Origin of the sequence: Methanothermobacter sp. KEPCO 2 (assembly GCF_041228365.1) — an archaeon.
Lineage (GTDB): Archaea > Methanobacteriota > Methanobacteria > Methanobacteriales > Methanothermobacteraceae > Methanothermobacter > Methanothermobacter marburgensis.
In genome coordinates, this window is the sequence record NZ_CP166185.1 from 142,501 (window position 1) to 161,223 (window position 18,723).

At 45.6% G+C, this 18,723-nt stretch carries 20 protein-coding genes (1 of these 20 only partly in view); 13 read left to right on the plus strand and 7 right to left on the minus strand.

Annotated features, from left to right (window positions below; translation table 11 throughout):
- Together AB9H23_RS00810 and AB9H23_RS00815 are read right to left on the minus strand one after the other, a co-directional pair.
- Positions 1-1,012, minus strand: the 5' portion of a protein-coding gene (locus AB9H23_RS00810; RefSeq protein WP_370004979.1) for a pyridoxal phosphate-dependent aminotransferase. 149 nt of this gene lie to the left of the window's left edge; only the first 1,012 of its 1,161 coding nucleotides appear in the window; it begins with the start codon at positions 1,010-1,012; the stop codon falls past the left edge of the window.
- Positions 967-2,535, minus strand: coding sequence for a radical SAM protein (locus tag AB9H23_RS00815; RefSeq protein ID WP_370004981.1), 1,569 nt, complete (start codon positions 2,533-2,535; stop codon positions 967-969). Before AB9H23_RS00815 ends, AB9H23_RS00810 begins: the two co-directional genes overlap by 46 nt.
- A gap of 113 nt (positions 2,536-2,648) precedes the next feature.
- Between AB9H23_RS00815 and AB9H23_RS00820 the strand changes: the two genes are divergently transcribed.
- The 4 genes from AB9H23_RS00820 to AB9H23_RS00835 are packed head-to-tail and all read left to right on the plus strand — an operon-like array spanning position 2,649 to position 7,960.
- The gene (locus AB9H23_RS00820) at positions 2,649-3,149 is read left to right on the plus strand and encodes a phosphopantetheine adenylyltransferase (protein WP_370004983.1); all 501 of its coding nucleotides are present in this window, start codon (positions 2,649-2,651) and stop codon (positions 3,147-3,149) included.
- A 15-nt stretch (positions 3,150-3,164) separates the two neighbouring features.
- Entirely contained in the window at positions 3,165-3,692 is a 528-nt protein-coding gene (gene yjjX, locus AB9H23_RS00825) for an inosine/xanthosine triphosphatase (RefSeq protein ID WP_370004985.1), read from the plus strand.
- A gap of 3 nt (positions 3,693-3,695) precedes the next feature.
- On the plus strand, positions 3,696-5,807 hold the full coding sequence (locus AB9H23_RS00830; protein ID WP_370004987.1) for an STT3 domain-containing protein: 2,112 nt from the start codon (positions 3,696-3,698) through the stop codon (positions 5,805-5,807).
- Between the two features lie 32 nt (positions 5,808-5,839).
- Positions 5,840-7,960 (plus strand): STT3 domain-containing protein, encoded by a 2,121-nt coding sequence (locus tag AB9H23_RS00835; protein ID WP_048176432.1) that lies wholly within the window; start codon positions 5,840-5,842, stop codon positions 7,958-7,960.
- A 75-nt stretch (positions 7,961-8,035) separates the two neighbouring features.
- Here AB9H23_RS00835 and AB9H23_RS00840 read toward each other — a convergent pair whose 3' ends face one another.
- Together AB9H23_RS00840 and AB9H23_RS00845 are read right to left on the minus strand one after the other, a co-directional pair.
- A complete protein-coding gene (locus AB9H23_RS00840; protein WP_231855303.1) occupies positions 8,036-8,206 on the minus strand; it encodes a class III signal peptide-containing protein in 171 nt (56 codons plus the stop codon).
- 15 nt (positions 8,207-8,221) lie between these two features.
- Positions 8,222-8,407, minus strand: a complete 186-nt coding sequence (locus AB9H23_RS00845) for a Flp family type IVb pilin (RefSeq protein ID WP_370004989.1) — start codon at positions 8,405-8,407, stop codon at positions 8,222-8,224.
- A 160-nt stretch (positions 8,408-8,567) separates the two neighbouring features.
- Between AB9H23_RS00845 and AB9H23_RS00850 the strand changes: the two genes are divergently transcribed.
- Entirely contained in the window at positions 8,568-9,116 is a 549-nt protein-coding gene (locus AB9H23_RS00850) for a hypothetical protein (protein ID WP_370004991.1), read from the plus strand.
- 16 nt (positions 9,117-9,132) lie between these two features.
- On the opposite strand, the gene AB9H23_RS00855 is transcribed toward AB9H23_RS00850, so the two are convergent.
- Positions 9,133-9,312: a class III signal peptide-containing protein gene (locus tag AB9H23_RS00855; protein ID WP_147671064.1), complete on the minus strand. Its 180-nt coding sequence runs from the start codon at positions 9,310-9,312 to the stop codon at positions 9,133-9,135.
- Between the two features lie 146 nt (positions 9,313-9,458).
- Between AB9H23_RS00855 and AB9H23_RS00860 the strand changes: the two genes are divergently transcribed.
- From AB9H23_RS00860 to AB9H23_RS00880, 5 genes are read left to right on the plus strand one after another with little or no spacing between them, the layout of a single operon-like run.
- On the plus strand, positions 9,459-10,829 hold the full coding sequence (locus AB9H23_RS00860; RefSeq protein ID WP_370004993.1) for a hypothetical protein: 1,371 nt from the start codon (positions 9,459-9,461) through the stop codon (positions 10,827-10,829).
- Complete coding sequence (locus AB9H23_RS00865) at positions 10,829-11,521, plus strand: metal-dependent hydrolase (protein WP_321211660.1); 693 nt, start codon at positions 10,829-10,831, stop codon at positions 11,519-11,521. Before AB9H23_RS00860 ends, AB9H23_RS00865 begins: the two co-directional genes overlap by 1 nt.
- Before the next feature lie 19 nt (positions 11,522-11,540).
- On the plus strand, positions 11,541-12,161 hold the full coding sequence (locus AB9H23_RS00870) for an Era-like GTP-binding protein (RefSeq protein WP_048176708.1): 621 nt from the start codon (positions 11,541-11,543) through the stop codon (positions 12,159-12,161).
- 9 nt (positions 12,162-12,170) lie between these two features.
- Complete coding sequence (locus AB9H23_RS00875; protein WP_013295298.1) at positions 12,171-12,539, plus strand: DUF2073 domain-containing protein; 369 nt, start codon at positions 12,171-12,173, stop codon at positions 12,537-12,539.
- The gene (locus AB9H23_RS00880; RefSeq protein ID WP_048176442.1) at positions 12,523-12,810 is read left to right on the plus strand and encodes a Zn-ribbon domain-containing protein; all 288 of its coding nucleotides are present in this window, start codon (positions 12,523-12,525) and stop codon (positions 12,808-12,810) included. The genes AB9H23_RS00875 and AB9H23_RS00880 overlap by 17 nt, the downstream gene beginning before the upstream one ends.
- Position 12,811: 1 nt before the next feature.
- On the opposite strand, the gene rqcH is transcribed toward AB9H23_RS00880, so the two are convergent.
- Entirely contained in the window at positions 12,812-14,773 is a 1,962-nt protein-coding gene (gene rqcH, locus AB9H23_RS00885; protein WP_370004996.1) for a ribosome rescue protein RqcH, read from the minus strand.
- A gap of 150 nt (positions 14,774-14,923) precedes the next feature.
- Here rqcH and AB9H23_RS00890 point away from each other — a divergent pair, with 150 nt between their 5' ends.
- A complete protein-coding gene (locus AB9H23_RS00890) occupies positions 14,924-15,199 on the plus strand; it encodes a hypothetical protein (protein ID WP_370004998.1) in 276 nt (91 codons plus the stop codon).
- A 104-nt stretch (positions 15,200-15,303) separates the two neighbouring features.
- On the opposite strand, the gene AB9H23_RS00895 is transcribed toward AB9H23_RS00890, so the two are convergent.
- Complete coding sequence (locus AB9H23_RS00895; protein WP_321211662.1) at positions 15,304-17,121, minus strand: DUF2070 family protein; 1,818 nt, start codon at positions 17,119-17,121, stop codon at positions 15,304-15,306.
- Positions 17,122-17,301: 180 nt separating this feature from the next.
- Between AB9H23_RS00895 and AB9H23_RS00900 the strand changes: the two genes are divergently transcribed.
- Together AB9H23_RS00900 and AB9H23_RS00905 are read left to right on the plus strand one after the other, a co-directional pair.
- A complete protein-coding gene (locus AB9H23_RS00900) occupies positions 17,302-17,898 on the plus strand; it encodes a FumA C-terminus/TtdB family hydratase beta subunit (RefSeq protein ID WP_321211663.1) in 597 nt (198 codons plus the stop codon).
- Between the two features lie 5 nt (positions 17,899-17,903).
- On the plus strand, positions 17,904-18,692 hold the full coding sequence (locus AB9H23_RS00905) for a DUF6282 family protein (protein WP_370005882.1): 789 nt from the start codon (positions 17,904-17,906) through the stop codon (positions 18,690-18,692).
- Positions 18,693-18,723: the final 31 nt, after the last annotated feature.

Genomic DNA, 18,723 nt, shown 5'->3' on the forward strand with positions numbered 1-18,723 from the left:
TAAAACCCCTGGAGTCACCCACCTGTGGGAACATGTAAAATGCACCGCCTGGAAGAATACACTCGAGCCCCATCTCAGTGAGGGACCTGAACATGAGGTCGCGCCTTCTTTTGAACTCAGCCACCATATTGTTCACGCAGTCCTGGGGGCCCCTGAGGGCTGCAAGGGCAGCAACCTGAGACACAGATGGTGCACAGGCGGTATTGTACTGGTGAACCTTAAGAAGCTCCTCAATTATATCCTCACGGCCGGCAACGTAACCTATCCTGAGTCCTGTCATGGCATAGGTCTTTGAGAAACCATTTATCACAAGGGCATTATCTGTGAAACGGGCGGGGCTGTAATGTTTTCCCTCATATATGATCTTTTCATAGATTTCATCTGAGATTATGATTAGATCCCTATCCTCTGCTATTTCAGCGACCCCCTTAATGTCATCCTTACCCATGACGCTACCTGTTGGATTGGATGGTGAGTTCATTATTATGACCCTTGTATCGTCTGTGATCAGTGATTCAACCCTTTCAGGGGTCATGGAGAATCCTTCCTCCATACTGAGGGGTACAGGGACACTTATGGCCTCTGCCAGCTTCACACAGGCATCGTATGATAGGAAACCAGGGTCGGGTATCAGTGCCTGGTCCCCCCTGTCAAGAAGGGCCTGTGTGCACATGAATATAGCTTCACTGGCACCAACGGTTACTATTATTGACTCAGGTTCCACATGGACCCTATTTTCTGTTCTGAGTTTCTCTGAGATGGCCTCCCGGAGTTCAGCCATACCCATGTTTGAGGTGTAGTGTGTCATTCCCTCATCCACCGCCTCCTTGAGGGCTTCCCGCACATGTTCAGGTACATTGAAATCAGGTTCACCTATCCCGAGGTTTATTGTGTCCTCACCTGCAACTTCAAACATTTTCCTTATCTCTGAGAGCCTTATGTTCCTTATTCTTGAAGCAAATTCTGTCATCTTAATCGCCCTTCCTCCTGCCATGAACAGTGATCCATGCATCCATGGCATCCTGACTCCTCACACCATGGTGTTACTTTCTCCTCCTCCATCCTAATGTATTCTTTCATGAGGAAGTCCTCCCTCAGCCCCAGGTTGATATTATCCCATGGGAGAGCATCGCCGGGGTTTCTCCTGCTGCAGTGGAGCTCCCATTCCCTGAGGGGTACCTTTGAGAATGAGGCCCTTTCAATGAGTTCTCCGGTTTCAGGTCCGCCTGTGGAGAGCACATACTGTATGAGTCCACTCCGGGGGCTTCCAAATTTAACAGGAATCCCGCCTGTGAGTTTCCTCAGAAGTTTGATCTTCCTCTTCATTTTCCTCATGTCATATTCCATCCACTGGAGGGGGGTGTGCGGCTTGGGAATGAGGGGGTTGATGCTGAAGCTCACCATTCCCCTTCTTATTTCATGGAGTTCACGTATGAGGCGCGCCAGGTCCTTTAAGTCTTCCTCTGACTCCCCGGGAACCCCTGTAAGGAAGTACATTTTAACACGAAAACCCCTTTTTATAGCCTCCTCTGTTTTTTTAAATACCATGCTGTCGCTTATGGGCTTGTTAAGTTTTCTTCGCAATTTAAGGGTTGATTCGGGTGCCACTGTAACTGTTTTAAGTCCCCCTTCAATCAGTGTATCCATGAGGTGGGCTGACAGTGATTCTATTCTGAGTGACGGCATTGAAACCATGAAATCCATATCCACGAGTCTGGAGGAGAGTTCATCTATACGTGAATAGTCAGAGGCAGCAGCACCTATAAGTGAGACCTTACTGTAACCCGTGGCATGACGGCCCCTCTCTGCAACATCAAGGAGCCTGGGAAGTGATGTCTCACGCTTGGGGCGGTATAGGTAGCCGGACATGCAGAAACGGCAGCCCCGTGAACAGCCCCTTGAAACACCCAGAAGGAATGACCTCCCCAGGGAGGGAACCATCATTTTATCCTCTGTAACGGGAACTATCTGCCTTACAGGGTGGCATGCCCTGTCCATATCCTCAACAATGACCCTCTCTGCAGGGTTGTCGGGAATGTAAACACCTCTTATGTCCATGAATTCATCAATCTCACGGCGGGGATCATCCAGCTCAAGGTACCGATCCATTAACCTGTTGAGCACAGGTTCAGCCTCACCTATTATGAAGAGATCAATGAAATCTGAGAGTGGAAGGGGGTTGGATGTTATGCAGGGCCCCCCTGCGATTACAAGGGGACCATCGCGTTCATCCCTCCTCGGCGAAACACCACCATCCCTCAGCATCTGGAGGATCCTGAAATAGTCCTCCTCGTAGTGCACAGTGAAGCTGATTACATCAAAGTCCCTCAGCGGACTTCCAGATTCAAGGCTTCGTTTGTAGGGGTGTATCACCCGCTCACACCATGCATCATCCCTTGAATTTATAAGATGATAGATTATATGGTAACCGAGTGAGGACATGGCGGTCCTGTAGGGCCCCGGGTAACAGGATGCAACCCTGACATCAACCATCCGGGGGTTCTTGATGATGACATTGTATTCCCGAAGCTGCATGATCTATAATTTATAAAGTCATTGCACTTAAAGTGGCCATAACGGGCAGGCTGTCCGCATAATATAAATTTAACTCCAACATAATTAGGGTATTGGCTTCTGAAGATGATAGGATGAAGGTGAAGAAGTACTCACTTGTTGCTGTTGGAGGCACCTTTGACAGATTTCATAAGGGCCACAGAAGGCTCCTTGATGAGGCGTTCCGTGTAGGGAATACCGTGATGATTGGTGTAACATCAGATGAATTTGCATCTGCAAAGGGAGACGATATAGAACCCTGCAGTGTCAGAATGAAGAACCTTGAGGAGTATCTTTCAGATAAGGATACCGAGTACCATATAATGAGGCTGGAGGACCCCTACGGCACCACAGTTACCGATGAACGATTCGATGCCATAGTGGTGAGCAGGGAGACCGAGCCGGTTGCCCATGAAATAAATGAAATAAGAAAAAGAAAGGGGTTCAGAGAACTTGATATCATAACCATTGACATGGTGCCTGCAGATGATGGTATACCCATCTCATCCACAAGGATAAGGAGGGGGGAGATAGACAGGATGGGCCATCTGCTTGAGAGGATACGCCATGCCATAAAGAGGAAGAGAAATAAGTGAATCCCGGGTGTTTACATGAGGGTTAATGTGGGATCAACAAATCCAGTTAAGGTTAAGGCCACAGCGAATGTCCTTGGGAAGATATTCGATGAACTTGAGGTCAGGGGTGTTGAGGTTGACTCAGGAGTATCTGATCAGCCAGTAGGTCTTGAGGAGACTGTTGAGGGGGCCATCAACCGTGCAAGGGGGGCTTTCAGCAACTGTGAACTGAGTGTTGGCATCGAGTCAGGTCTACACAGGGTGCCGGGGTCAATCACGGGGTTTGTGGATCTCCAGTGGTGCGCCATATATGATGGTGATCATGTAACACTGGGGGTGAGCGCAGGCTTTGAATACCCTCCCCTGGTGGTTGAGGAGGTCCTCTCAGGCAGGGAGGTGGGAGACGTTATGGATGAACTCACAGGTGTGGATGAACTGGGCAGGAAGAGAGGTGCTGTGAGCTTCCTCTCCCATGGGCTGCTTGACCGTGTTGGAAATACAGAGCAGTGCGTCCTCATGGCCATGATACCCCGCATGAACCCCTCACTTTATGGTCTTGAATAGGTGGTGTTTTTCCTGGAACTCAATGAAAATGTGAAGATCTTCCTTCTGATGGTACTCATATTCTTCACAGGTTTCATCCTTAGAGCTGACACGGTTCATCTTGGAGACCTCAATGGGACTGAGAGGGCATATCTCACAGATGATCAGGGCCTCCCCTACATGTACGAACTGGACTCCTACTACAACTACCGCATCACAGAGAACTACCTGAAAAACGGTCATCCGGGGGATACACTGAGAGCCGGGATTCCATGGGACTCCTATTCTTATTACCCCCCTGGAAGACCCGCTGTCTATCCACCAGTGATATCATGGGTTTCGATAATGCTTTACAGACTTCTTGACCCCTTCACAGATATGAGCCTCTACGAGCTCTGTTTCTGGTTGCCGGCTGTTGTGGCACCCTTTTCAGGTACTGTCATGTTCTTCCTCATCAGAAAATATGCTGGTGACGCTGCAGGGTTCGCCGGGGGCATACTGATGGTCACAGCACCCCTCTACTTTGCAAGAACCATCCCAGGGTTTTTTGATACAGACATGTTCAACTGTCTGATGCCAGCTTTAATCGTGCTTTTCTACACGGGTGTGGTGGAATCCAAAGATAAATATAGATGCATCACTTCCGGGCTACTTTTTGCAGTTTCCATGCTGCTTTTCTCCCTTTCATGGGCAGGATGGTCGTTCATGCTCTATGTTACCCTTTCATCGGCCGTTATCTATGCAATCATATCATGGAGGATGGGGACGCTTGATTTTTTGCGCATCAAGAGGCTCTTCCTTCCAGTTTTTCTGGCAGTTCTTCTAATAGGATTATTCAATGGCCCCCAGCAGCTTTCAGGGATCAACCCACTTTGCATCCTTAACTCAACATCATCGGCAGGACCATGGCCAGATATCTATGAGTCGGTCTCAGAACTTGGCCACCCCTCAGTTGAGGTGTTCCTCTCTGCTGCAGGACCCCTCAACCTGGGGTTCGGTGTTTTCGGGGCTCTTGTGATTATCAGCATCTTCATAAGGGGAGGTATGAGGAGGAAACATCTCCCATCATTCAACCCATTCATTCTCACCCTTTCACTGGTATGGATGCTGGCAGGGCTTACCGCATATTATATCAGTGTTCGCTTCGGTATTCTCGCAATAACCCCCCTCACATTCATATCAGGCATATTCATTGGCGTTGTCTTCTCATATATGAGGACCATCAGCGGTAGATGGAACTTGAGGACGGATGTCCCTGTGATTCTCCTACTGGCCCTCATAATCTCAGTTGCCACCATCGAGGCTGCTGAGATTGGCAGAGTTCCATTTATAAATGATGACTTCGCGGATGCGGCGGCTTTCCTGAAGGATGGGACAAGAGAGGGCACAGTTGTTGTGACTGACTGGAGTTATGGCCACTACATCACAGCCGCCGCAGAACGACCGGTTCTTTTTGATGGGGGATCACAGAATACCCCGAGGGCCTACTGGATTTTCAGGGCATTCGAGACAGATAATGAGAGTTTATCTGCTGGGATATTAACGATGCTCACATCGTCGGGGGACTCTGCATTATCACTTCTCGAAAACAGGACAGAAAACACGTCACTAACTGTTAAGATACTCAACGATATCCTTGGTACAGACAGAAAATCTGCGGAGGAAATTCTCATCAGAAAGTACGGCCTTGAGAGGGGGTTTGCAGATAAACTCATTGAATACACCCATCCAGAGAGAAGGAACTATGTTATTCTAACAACAGAGGGTATGAGGTACATAGGTTACTGGTACCTTTACTATGGATCATGGAACTTCACCTCGGTTACCCCCAGACCCCTCTATGAAGTTGTGGATACAGGGAGGTCTGAAATGATGAAATCGATTAAGGGGGGCTTATGGAGGGGTAAGAGACCCTACCGTTTCATAATAAAAGATGGGAACTCTGTGAAAAGGGTTGATGTGGATGAATCTAGCAGTTTTTCTGTTATATTCCTTCCAAATGAAGGAGAGGCCATAATTATAGATAGAAGATTTGATGATTCCCTATTCGTGAGACTGGTACTCCTTGAGGAGAATTCCAAATACTTCAGGAAGTTATATAATAATGACAATGTAATCATATGGCAATTAAAATAGATTGACAATTTTAAAGTAATGGTGGATGTGTTATGCAAGAGTCTCTTAAGGTATTCTTATTTATAAGCATAATATTTTGCACCGGATTTATTCTAAGGGCTGACACCGTTAATCTTCATCACTTTAATGCAAGCGAAAAGGATTATTTGACGGATTTTCAGGGTCTTCCATATATGTATGATGCGGATTGTTACTACAATTATCGTGTTACCCTAAATTATTTCAAAAATGGGCACCTGGGAGATAAGTACAATGGAAAATTCAGCTGGAATATTTATTCATATTATCCAGAAGGAAGACCCTCAAATTATCCTCCATTCATCGCATGGTTGGCTGTTTTCTTTTACAATTTTCTTGCTTTATTTGTGAATATAACCCTCTACGAGGCATGTTTTTGGTTGCCAGCAATTATAGCACCATTTACGGGTATAATGCTATTTTTATTAATGAGAAATCATGTTGATGACATTTCAGCATTTATTGCTGGTATTTTGGCGGTCACAACACCCATCTACTTCTCAAGGACAGTAGCTGGTTTCTTTGATACGGACATGTTAAATGTTTTAATTCCTCTTATAATAGTATTATTTTTTTATGGAGGCATTAGAACTGAAAATATGTTTAAAAAGTATATTAAATGCATTCTTGCAGCGGTTTTTCTACTCCTCTTCTCGCTGACATGGAATGGCTGGGCATTTATTTTTATAATCATAGTTCTAACATCTTTAATCTATGTCCTAATTCTTAAAAGTAGTGACAAGAGCTCAACGCCTTTCATTCAATTTTTCGCGGTTTTTATTTTGTTTTCTATTTTATTTATAGGGATGTTGAAATTATTCGGCGCGGGTATTTATTTAAATTTCCCCAACACTTCGCTTTTTTTAAAATCGAATTTTAATAATAACTGGCCAAACGCTAATTTATCAGTCTCAGAACTTTCGAAACCATCTTTCATTGAGTTTGTTTGGTTTTTAGGCGGTTTGAATATAGGTTTCGGTATTTTGGGTGTAGTTGTAGTGGTCTTAAATTTATTATCAGCAAACCTGAAGGATAAATCAGATTTATTTTTCTACCTACTGATGTCAGTATGGCTTTTTGTGGGTCTGATTTCTTATTCTATGAGTATAAGATTTGGCATAATTTCATTCATACCCCTTGTAGCCTTTTCATCGATTTCTATCAACAAAATAATTGGAACTGTTCTTAAATTGAAAAATAACTTTATTAGAATTTTTATATTACTTTTAATTATTTCATCCTTTTTTGTAATTTCAGTAGCTCAAACCCAGGTATTTAAACTGCGACCAGCAGTAAACGATGATTTTGTAGATGCAGCAGCTTTTATAAATAAAACATTTTCATCCCCACCTGTTTTAGTAATGGATTGGAGTTATGGTCATTATTTCACTTCAGAGGGCATCCCAGTTTTAATGGATGGGGGCTGCTTAACTCCTCAAAGGAATTACTGGATTAGCAGAGCACTTTCTACAGATAATGAAACGCTTTCAAAAAACATATTAATAATGTTATCTTGTAGTGGGGATATTCCTATAGAAATGTTATATAAAAGGACAGGGAATATTTCTTTGACAGCCACTATATTGAATGAGATACTCTCTATGGATAAAAAAGATGCAAAATTAATTCTAATGGAAAAATATGGTATGAATCCTAACTTTTCGAATCAATTACTAAATTTCACGCATCCCTATCCAAAGAAAAGAATTGTTATTCTTACAGGTGACCATGAGATAAAAAGTGGCTACTGGAATTTTTATTATGGATACTGGAATTTTGCTAAATCTCAACCTCAGGAATTTGTTTATTCAGAAGGCGAGATAACATCAATAAATGATACATTAAAACATTATTCAAATAACATGTCTTTGGACTTAAAAAAAAGGTTCGCTTCTTGGAATGGAAAGAGACCTTATGAGGTTATATTGGTATATAAAAACCATAAAGATGAATTTAGGGTTTATAATGAGAGTAATCTAGTTTTCATAGTTTTCATGGAAAAAAATAGAGCTTTGGTGGTGGACAAAAAATCTAAAAATTCCCTTTTTATAAAAATTTCTGTCTTGAATGAAGGTACAGAACACTTTAAAAGAATCTATGCCAATGGACATGTTAGTTTATGGGAACTTAGATAATTTAATTTTAATAAATATCCATAATTTAAAGGAAAAAAGCAGAGTCACTCAAGGACTAAATATCTAAAAAAATTTTCAAAGTTTGTTGATCGTGGAGTCACGGGCGGTGTTGATTACTTCGCTGATATTTCCCGCTATTGAGCCTGAGATGTTGAAAATGTAGGAGCCTACGGCTATCACGATTACCAGAAGTGCTCCTACAATCAGTATCATTTCAGCGCTTATCTGCGCCTCTTCCTCGATCAACAATTCAATCGGCTCTTAAATTGATGCACCGCTTCTGGCGTTCTGCCTAACTTCGCTTATGTCCTGTGCGGCGTTGAGGTTTGATTTGCTGAAGTATGCTCTGTAGATTAGTAGTGCGACGATTGCTATTACGATTACACCACCGAAGAGCAGTATGTATTCAGCTGCACCCTGTCCGGCTTCATCTTTCAGGAATTTCATATTTTCACACCTCCATTAATTCACCAGTTTTGGCTTGTTTCATCTTATGTTGTTAACCACTTATAAATTTAGCGGATAACCTTTCCAGTTTAACCATTCATTTCACATGGATATAAATATATTTAAAGGGTTTTGTTCATAATATCACAAAGGTGATGAAATGCCGCGGAAGTACAACATTGACAGGGTAATACTTGAAATCCTCCAGGAGGGTGATCTGAGCAGGGCAGAGATTGTGGATAGGATAAGATCCAGAATCGAGTTCAGTGTCACCGATAAGACGATAAATGAGGCCATCTTCAAGCTGCTCAAGGCCAGCAGGATAACCGTCACAGGTTATGACCTTGGCATATACAATGGTGTCGATAGGGTGCAGTCCCTTAAACCTGACGGCATAGTATTTGGCCTTGTGCAGAGGGATCCCCTTGAGATGAACCTGTTAATAAGAAAACTTGAATCTGAAAACCTGCATGAATCTGAATCCGCGCTTAACAAACTCAGAAAGATCTTCAGGGCTAAAACAGCCGAGATTGGAGTTGACGCTGAGGGTATATTTGGAATGATAGTAAATGAAATACTGTCCCTGGACCCTGACCAGAAGCGTATCATGACACAGAAACTTGCCTATGCCCTGAGTGACGAGGATGATGCCCCTGAGCAGCTCAGGCACCTTATAACATACTTCGAGATCAGGGCAGGGAACATGTGATTATCCAAACATGTTATTATCCGCTGTTTACGCTTTCCCTGACATTGTTGAGGTCCGTGGTCACATTAAGAGGATTTGTTGTTTTTATGTACTCTGTATAGATAATAAGAGTTGCTATAGCAATAACAATCACACCACCAAAGAGAAGTATATACTCAGCGGCTCCCTGACCGCATTCATCGAAAACTATGATCACTGAAATCCACCCCAATTATATTTTATACAGCATTTTATAAAAACCGAATCATATAAACTTTCACCCTAAAAAACCTTTTATAAATGAATGCAGATAATAAAATATTAATTTAAACCATAGTAATTCCTGGGAGCGGGAGGCATTCAATGATATATTTACTGGTTACATTTGCTGGAATCTTAATGATATTTGCTGGCCTTTACTTCATGTCCCTTGGCTTTGCAACACCACCAGATATTTTCATGTTCTTTCTGGGGCTCATTCTCTTTGTACCTGGTCTTATAATCACCCTTCTATTTGCAGGGAGAATAGATCTTGAATCTATTAAAGCTGCATCAGAGAAAAAAACCCCTAAAAAGAAGGTTAAACCTGCTAAAAGGGCTCCTGTTAAAAGACAGCCAGCCTTTAAGGCCCCTGAGGCTGTTGAGGGGGCTCCTGAGAAGAAGGTTGTTGGTGTTGGGCGTTCAACTTTGAAGGCTCCTGAGGCTGTTGAGGGGGTTTCAAAAAGGAGAATCCCTTCGATCCTTAAAGAAAAACCAGAAAAGATATCTGAAGTTTCGGAAAAGAGCGTCCCTGAAACATCAGCTGGAGCCAAACCGGTCACAGCCGAAACACCCAGGAAGGAATCAAAGGATATAAAACCCTCTAGTGGTGGGTCATTGGCATCAGAGTCCATAGCTTCAGAGCCGTCAAAGATAGCCCCTATCAGGAAAATCACTCCTGAAAAGGCAATAAGACCTGCTCCCAAAAAGAAATCTCCTGAAATGATTTCAGAAGGCGTTTCTAAATCTGAAAGTACTGAAACTCCCCGTAAAAGGCTGTTCAGCCTTCCAAAACTGAGAAAGGGCAAGGAAGATGTATCTGAAAAGGGCAGGGGTTTACCACCTAAAAAGAAAACACAGAAACCAGCAAAACCCGCCCCGGCCAGAAAAACACCCTCAAAGACAGATAACAGCTACGTGACAGAGAGGCTAAAGAAGCTCAAGCAGGAGTACATCGAGAATGTGGATGATGTTGAGGACCTCCTGGAGGACAGACTGGATTCATTCAAGGGGGCCATAAACAGGATAAGGGCCGAAACAAGGGAGCCGAGCATAATATGGTCATTTGATGCATCAGATGTGCAGGATGCAATGAGGGAGACCATAACGGCTGCTGAAGAGAGCGTTGTCCTCATGTACCCCTGGATAAGGAACATAGATGTCTCGGTGCTCAAGAAATTCATGGATACAGAGAGCCGCCTGATAATACAGGAGGCCAGTCTTGATGATGAGGCCTCAGTGGAACTCATAAAGGTCTTAATGGACAATAACGTTGATATAAGGACCATGCCCCATATACATACCGTTGCAGCGGTTGCAGATGATAAGAACGGCCTTATAATATCAACTGACCCGATATATGAGAGTTTTGAGGTTGGTGTTATCTACAAGGATAAGAAATCCATATCTGAAATTAAAAAACTCTTTGAGGAGGCATGGAATCTTTCAGATGAAATCAACCTGGAGGGAGTTTAGTGAAAATTCAGTGGTTTGGACACTCGGCATTTGAGATAACATCAGAGGACACAAAGATACTCATAGACCCGTTCATAAGCAACAACCCTGTCTGCAGCACTGCGGTGGAGGAATTTAATCCTGACATCATCTGTGTAACCCATGGTCACGCAGATCACCTGGGCGATGCGATGGAAATAGCCGATAGGTCAGGTGCTATCTTAATAGCTAACCACGAGCTCTCGGTTTTCTTTGGAAGGCAGGGGCTTGAAAGTAACGGTATGAACATCGGCGGAACTGTTTCTGTTGATGGAATCACCATAAGGATGGTGGATGCCAAGCACTCATCAGATATAGACTTCACAGAGGAGGTCACATCAGGTGGAAGCGCCTGCGGTTACATCATTGAAACCCCTGAGGGGAAGGTGTACCATGCAGGTGACACAGGACTGTTCGCGGATATGAGGGATGTTATAGGTGCCATTTACCGGCCCGAAATTGCACTTCTACCAATAGGGGACCGCTACACAATGGGGCCAGAGGATGCATCCATCGCCGTGGAATGGATAAAACCTGAAATGGTGTTTCCCATGCACTACAACACCTTTCCAGTAATTGAACAGGACCCGGAGATCTTTGCTGAAATGGTAGGGAGAACCTCCCCTGACACAGAGGTCGTTGTCCTTGAGGTTGGGGGAGTCTATGAAGATTAATCATAAAGAAGTGATAAGGATGGCAAATTTTTTCACCAATTTCCTTGATAAACTGCTCGGAAGGAACAAGAAACTGAAGATAGGACTCTACGGTCACCCGAATTCCGGTAAAACAACCCTTGCAAACAGGATGTGCGAGGACTGGCTTGGAAAACCCCTTGGGCTGACCTCAGAGATACCACACGAGACAAGAACGGTGTATAAACAGGAAAGAATCACCATAGAGAGGGATGGGGCGGAGCTTGACTTTGACATCATTGACACGCCGGGAATAGCAACAAAGGTTGACTACAAGAACTTCCTTGAATTTGGGCTGTCAGAGCAGGAGGCCAAGGAACGGGCCAAGGAGGCCACCAAGGGGATAATAGAGGCAATAAAATGGCTCGATGATGTTACTGGCGTACTCCTTGTCATGGATTCATCACAGGACCCTCTGACACAGGCGAATATAACAATAATAGGGAACCTTGAGGCGAGGAAGATACCATTCCTCATAGTTGCAAATAAGATAGACCTTCCAGAGTCATCTCCGGAGAGGATCATATCGGTTTTCCCCCAGCATACAGTTGTCCCTATCTCAGCACTGCACGGTGAAAACACAGAGGACCTTTACATGCAGATGGTTAAAAAATTCAGGTGAGGGGTTAAAATGGATGGCTTGAAAATGGATTTTCTTTCATCAGAGGCTCTTGAGGATAAAAGCAGCATGGAAAAGATCTCAATGATCATAGACCGTGTGAAGGATGGGGACATACTGGTTCTGGAGGGAAGTCTTTCACCCTCAGAGGAGGCTGAACTCATAGAGACCACAATGAGAGAGATCGACATTGAAAACTTTGTGGGAATAGACATATATACACTTGAAAAGGATGAGAAGGCATTTCTGGGACTCTCAAAAAGAAGGACTGTTGGACTCACCATAATAGGACCTGCAAATGTCATGCGGACGGTCAAAAGGAAGTCAAACTTCCTCTCAATGATTGCAGAGATCGGTGATTCAGGTGCATCAGTGCATTAAGTGTGGGGAGAAGTTCAGGTCTTCAGAGGAACTAAAGAATGGATGTCCAAAATGTGGAAGCAGGTACTTCAGGTATGTGGCCGACAGGCGGGACCCTGAACCGGTTGGGGACCCCATTGAGACCATAATGGTGAGGAAGAACGGTATATATGAGGTTAACCTAACCTCCCTGCTTGAGGATGACTCAATAATCGTCTCTGATGAGGAGGGCAAATACTTCATTGATCTAAACTTCCTGCTCAAGAAGAATCTTAAGAGAAGGGTTAAATAACCTAATCTCCCGTAACAATGTCACCCTTTCCAGGTGGAAGGACCCTTACAAAGTCCTCAAGCTGGAATAGATTCTCAGGATCAATTTTTGATTTTATGGCCTTTGCAAGGGCCTCTTTTTTGGTGTAACCTGGTTTTACCACGACAAAATTATCTGTTCTTTTTTTCACCGCCGATGGGGGACCGCACATCACTCTTTCCCCATCGTGGTCCACCACACCAACAGCCACCTTAAGGGGAACACCCCTTATGTAATTCCTGGCGCCCCTTATGATGAAGGCTCCCTTTGCAACGAATTCCCCGGACTTGGGAGTCTTCGAAACCTGCTCGGGGTGAACCCAGTAAACATCCAGTGACGTGAAACCCCGGGTCCATGCACTTGAAAATGATGCTGCAAAAACCGCGGCTTCCTGAATGGTTGTTTCGGGGACCTCCCGGCCCTCACTTTTTATAACCACTGATGGGGCCCCATGGATATCTGAGTGGAGGTATATGTCCCTTGGCTCCATATGTCTCTTCACCACCATCTCGTTGGTGCCGGCGTCCCTTCCCCCAATTACAAGGAAGTCGTCTGATGAGATGAACCAGCGGAATTTTTCAAACCAGCGGAGTTTCCTCTTAACCCTTTTCTGCGGGACCATGATGTTTCTGAGGGCATCGTCCCTTCTCTTCTCAACCCTCTCAATTTCTTTCTTTGTTTTCTCGATTGCCTGGAGCACGCCCTTTATTTTCCTCTTGGCTTTCTTGGCCTTTTCATAGTAGACCTCTGCGTTTTCTGGAACCCCCAGCTTCGGGTCAATCCTTATCCTTTCACCGTCAATAAGGAGGGTCATGTTTCCCATCCCATCGATCTCCTGAATCATCTGGGCCTCCGCCATTCCCTTACTGCGGGCATCAGCTATTATCTTCTGTATTTCCTTCCAGGAGTATTTTTCACGGGCATCCCTTATTGTTCTGAGTACTTCCTCAACGGCTGAGTAGTGTGCATATAGGAGGTCACCCTTTCTTGTTGAGGTATCTATTGTGTCCTGGAATTTCTGGAGGGTCTCCCTCTGTATCCTGAGTCGCTTTCTGAATTTCTCAACCTCTTTCTCCCACTCGGCCTCATGGACCTTCCTGAGTTCCTCCCTGAATATTGAACTGAAGAACTCGTCTGCAGCCTCGTTGAAGGTTTCAAAGTACTCCCTCTCCCTATCATGGTACACCATGAGTTCAATGGGGAGCACGTCACCCTCACCGTTCTTTATGATATGGGGGTTGAATTTGAGGTCACTCAGCGGCTTGAAGAGTTCATTTATTGCAGAGTCGATTTTTTCTATCTCATCTCTGCTCAGGGTGCTGGCTGCTCTGTTCTTGTCGAGACCGGACCTCAGGATGATCTCCTCTGCATAGAGACCCCCAAACCCGTTTCTTGCAAGGGTCCTTATGAGGTCGGTGTCTGAGTTTTTCAGCATCTCCTCAAGTTCACCTATCTCATATCTGAGGGGGTGGAGGCCCCTTGATGGGGGGTACTCATACCTTTCACGGGACGCTATTCGACGGTCACTCCAGGTTTTCCGTTTGAGGGGCAGTATTATCTCCCCTTCCTGGTTCAGGAGTATTATGTTCCCCTTTGAGAACAGTTCCACCACGAGGATGTATTTCTGCTCCTTCTCGATTTCTATCTCCACTATCCTGTCAAAGCTGTGCTGCCGGACCTCCCTCACGATTCCACCCCTGAGGTGCTTTCGGAGGAGCATGGGGAATGATGGGGGAATCTTTGGATTTTCAGGGGGATACTCTGTTCTGTGTATCCTGACACCTGCCTGCATAACCACATCAACCCTTCCCTCGCCTGGCACATGGAATCTGATTATCACAGTGTCCCTGAGGGGTTGATAGGCCTTATCCACCCTGGCACCTGTTAGAATATCATTGAGTTCCCTGGTAACTGCAAAAACATCAACGTTTGACATTGTCTTCATATTCAACACCTCGCAAGAAACAGAAGTCCGACGGCTTTAAGTATTTAATGATGCTATAATAATATCTTTCCATGGTTCAATGGAAAAGTTTTAAGACCATCAATATAATAAAAACTCTCTGGAGGTTTTAATATGGATACTGATGCTAAAATGACTGCCCTTCATGTTCCTGCAGGTATAGTGGCTGCTGTGGTGTCATTTTACCTTTCAAATGGTTCAATAGCAGTTCTTGGAAAAAATCAGGCACTCGGCACCTTCGCGGGCCTTGTGATTCTGTTGATTGTCGGAAATATTGCAGAAAGGTTATTCGGTAAGGAAGAGGTTGGGGGATTCAAGGGGTGGCTCTGGAGTGGTATAGTGCCATTTCTCTTCATCTGGTTCGTTGTATGGGCAATACTCATAACTTCAACCACAATAACCCCATAGATTCCTTTCAACCACCATAACTCTATAGATTCCTCTTTTTCAACCACCATAACTCTATAGATTCCTCTTTTTCAACCACCATAACTCTATAGATTCCTCTTTTTTCAGGCCCAGTAGAATATCCAGGCAAAGACGAATATAAGTGCAAGTACGAATATGAGGGGGGCTATCACACGGCTCACAGCAACGATTGAACTTATGGTTGATACAAGTTCCGTTGAATTGGTGGGGCCGAGGGTATTCAGACACCTTATTCTGACGACCCGGCACCCTGCCCTTACCTCCTCAAGGTCATCAACCGCCTCTGAAACCGCCTTTTTGATCTCCTCTATGATCTCACTCCTTCTGTGTTTTCCGATGGGGTTGTGGCCTCCTGAAAGGGTGTTCACAAAGTGGGTGTCGGTTGTCATCACCTCGGCTTCATCTATGTCCAGCTTCAGAAGTTCCTCCAGTATCTGGTCCCTGAAGCCCATGACCATGTTATTGGCGTCAAGGAGCACGTAGGCGGTCCTCTGTTCTCCGGCCTCAACCACCATGACCATAACTCCACTCTGGCCAATACCATCCTCCTTTGAGAGTCCATCCATTTTCCTCTGGGCACAGCCAACCCTCAGCCTATGGCGGCGTGGAGGGCACTCAATGGAGTCCACAGCATCAAGTAGGTCGAACATTTCAGGGTTACCTGCAAGTATCCGGCCTGTTTCGCCCTGGAATGAGTTGTGACAGTCCACAACAACCACATTTTTTGATCCGCAGCGGCCCCCTGCAAGGTTCATCATTGAAAGCCCCACAGCAAATTCTATGTCATCGAATCCACTGGGGGCCATTGTTGCAAGGATCAGCATGCCATCGCCGAGGAACTGGACCCCGATGGTGGCGCTGTTTCTGGTGTATCTCCTGAATTTACTGGCGCCCTCATGGTACTCCATACCATCAAGTGCCTCCCTGACGGCACCCTCAACCTTTTCCAGTTCCCGCACGGATACCGGGTTGAAGTCATGGGTTGAAGGGCCATGGGCCACCATTGTGAATGTGTCAAATCTCTCAGAGAGTATGGTGGGCATGTTGGCACCGCCTATGGTCCCTATTGGGCCCGGGTGTACAGAGGGGCTTATGAATAGGGCCTTTATATCAGAGCCCCTCTGGAATGCCACCACACCCGCAAGGGTGTCCACGGGTTCACCGATCTCACTGAAGATGCTTTCAAGTTCAGGCGAATCCTCGGTTATATGTGAGAGAAAGAGGCTCAGGAACTCCAGTGAGCCGACCCCAAGGTTCTTTCTCATGGGTGACTCAACCACCATGACAAATGAGTAGATGGCAAGTATGAGCATTGCTGAGGCAACAAGTATCTTCAGTAGAAATCCTATCACACTGAAGTAGCCAATGTTTGTGGCGAGGCTCAGGAATGCCACAACGATGTTCATGCTCACTATGAGAACTGGTTGCACAGAGGATATCAGGGTTGAATTTGTGAAGCTTATGTTTGAGGTTCCCCAGATCACCAGCAGGCGGAAGGCGAATATAACAGCAGAGGCGAGTATTATGGAGTTGAGTATGAGATCGCTCTGCAGTAGGGATGATGCCAGGCACCCCCCAAGGTAGATGAGGGAGAAGATCATCATGGAGAAGAATGCCAGGAACATGGACTGCTTCATCTTCATCCTTCTACCACCCAGCGAGTTGACCCATGGCTGGGTGATGGCACCGGCCATTATTGATGAAAATCCAAGGACAAGCACACCATTGGTTCCCCCATAGAGTATGTCATGGAGTACGCTTATCCCAGGGACCATATCGATTATAAACCCCACAGCACCCACAACGAAGCTTATAAATATCATTGAGAGGAGTGATATTTCGGTTTTCGGGAGGGTCATGATGTACTTTGAGAGATCAGTCACATTCTTTGTGCTTGACATATTCTACCTCAACTAGTTCTGGGATCTACTGGAGAAAGATATTTAAAAATTTGATCCATATTAAATTTATTCAGCAGCATCACTCTTGGCATGCTATGGAGTCTAACTCTACTGATTAAGATCCATGTCGTTCCGCAGTTCATCCCACTGATTGCTCTATACAGCACGGGAGATGTTTTTATGGAGATAAAACTTAAAACACCACTTTCAGATGAGGTAACCGAACTTAAAGCTGGTGACATCGTTTACATCACAGGAAAGATATTCACGGCCCGTGACAGGGCCCATAAAAGGATAATTGAGAGGGGAGCCCCCTTTGATATTGAGGGCTCTGTTATATTCCATGCAGGACCCATAATAAGGTTTGAAGAGGAACCTGATACCAGCGCTGAGTCGATAACTGAACCACCTGCACGACTCGTGGTTGTGGGGCCCACCACAAGCGGGAGAATGAACCCCTTCCAGCCAGAGGTTATAGAGATGGGTGTGAGGGCGGTTATAGGTAAGGGGGGAATGGATGATAGAACCAGGAATGCCCTCAGAAAAAAAGGCGCTGTTTACCTTGCAGCCGTGGGGGGCTGTGCGGCACTCTATGGCTCGGCAGTTAAAGGTATAGCAGCAGTGCACTGGCTGGACCTGGGGGTGCCTGAGGCTGTATGGGAGCTTGAGGTTGAGGAATTCGGACCCCTCATAGTTGCCATGGACTCCGCTGGCAGAAGCCTCTATGAAACCTCAGATGATGAATACGACCTTGAGGTCCAGAGGATACTCGATTGAGCTGTGTGAGCGGAATGTTTGACTTCAGCCTCTCTGAGAACATTAAACTCAATGGACTTGTGGACACCCATATCCACACAGCCCCCGATGTGAGGGATAGATTCATGAATGACATTGAACTTGCTTCCGCCGCACTCAGGGAGGGTATGGAGGCTGTTGTGATAAAGAGCCACACTGAACCCACCTCAGGGAGGGCGGCGCTGGCCTCTGAGGTTACAGGGATGAGGGTCATTGGGGGCGTTGCACTGAACACTTCGGTGGGGGGCCTCAACCCGGATGCGGTCCATGCCGCAGCCATGATGGGCGGAAGGTTCGTCTGGTTACCCACGGTTTCGGCCGGGAGGGCTGAGGGTGACCTTGATGGTGTTATTTCTGCTGTTGCTGAACATGACATGGTCCTGGGAACCGGGCACCTGAAGCCCCCTGAGATATTCCATGTGCTTGACCTTGCTGCAGATTATGGTGTCGATAAAATTATCATCAACCATCCACTGACGGGTGTTGTGGGTGCCACCCTGGAGGAGCAGAGGGAGATGTCAAGGCATGCTTACCTTGAGCACTGCCTTGTGGCCTGCATGCCCCGCCATGATGGGCTTGACTTTGAACGCATAGTCGAATCTGTGAGGTATGTTGGTGCTGAAAGGTGCATAATGGCCACTGACTTCGGGCAGGGCCACAATCCATCCCCCATTGCCGGCATGAAGCAGTTCATATACCTCATGGGGGAGCATGGATTTTCCCACTCAGATATAACGATGATGTGCCGGGATAACCCCCTTGAACTGATATCCTGACGTTTTTTAAGAAAATCAGATTTATTAACGT

Bases quoted from the DNA above. Each gene is read 5' to 3' on its own strand.
- AB9H23_RS00815 (WP_370004981.1), bottom strand. From the start codon at position 2,535: ATGCAGCTTCGGGAATACAATGTCATCATCAAGAACCCCCGGATGGTT.
- AB9H23_RS00820 (WP_370004983.1), top strand. From the start codon at position 2,649: ATGAAGGTGAAGAAGTACTCACTTGTTGCTGTTGGAGGCACCTTTGAC.
- yjjX (WP_370004985.1), top strand. From the start codon at position 3,165: ATGAGGGTTAATGTGGGATCAACAAATCCAGTTAAGGTTAAGGCCACA.
- AB9H23_RS00835 (WP_048176432.1), top strand. From the start codon at position 5,840: ATGCAAGAGTCTCTTAAGGTATTCTTATTTATAAGCATAATATTTTGC.
- AB9H23_RS00845 (WP_370004989.1), bottom strand. From the start codon at position 8,407: ATGAAATTCCTGAAAGATGAAGCCGGACAGGGTGCAGCTGAATACATA.
- AB9H23_RS00850 (WP_370004991.1), top strand. From the start codon at position 8,568: ATGCCGCGGAAGTACAACATTGACAGGGTAATACTTGAAATCCTCCAG.
- AB9H23_RS00860 (WP_370004993.1), top strand. From the start codon at position 9,459: ATGATATATTTACTGGTTACATTTGCTGGAATCTTAATGATATTTGCT.
- AB9H23_RS00870 (WP_048176708.1), top strand. From the start codon at position 11,541: ATGGCAAATTTTTTCACCAATTTCCTTGATAAACTGCTCGGAAGGAAC.
- AB9H23_RS00875 (WP_013295298.1), top strand. From the start codon at position 12,171: ATGGATGGCTTGAAAATGGATTTTCTTTCATCAGAGGCTCTTGAGGAT.
- rqcH (WP_370004996.1), bottom strand. From the start codon at position 14,773: ATGAAGACAATGTCAAACGTTGATGTTTTTGCAGTTACCAGGGAACTC.
- AB9H23_RS00890 (WP_370004998.1), top strand. From the start codon at position 14,924: ATGACTGCCCTTCATGTTCCTGCAGGTATAGTGGCTGCTGTGGTGTCA.
- AB9H23_RS00895 (WP_321211662.1), bottom strand. From the start codon at position 17,121: ATGTCAAGCACAAAGAATGTGACTGATCTCTCAAAGTACATCATGACC.
- AB9H23_RS00900 (WP_321211663.1), top strand. From the start codon at position 17,302: ATGGAGATAAAACTTAAAACACCACTTTCAGATGAGGTAACCGAACTT.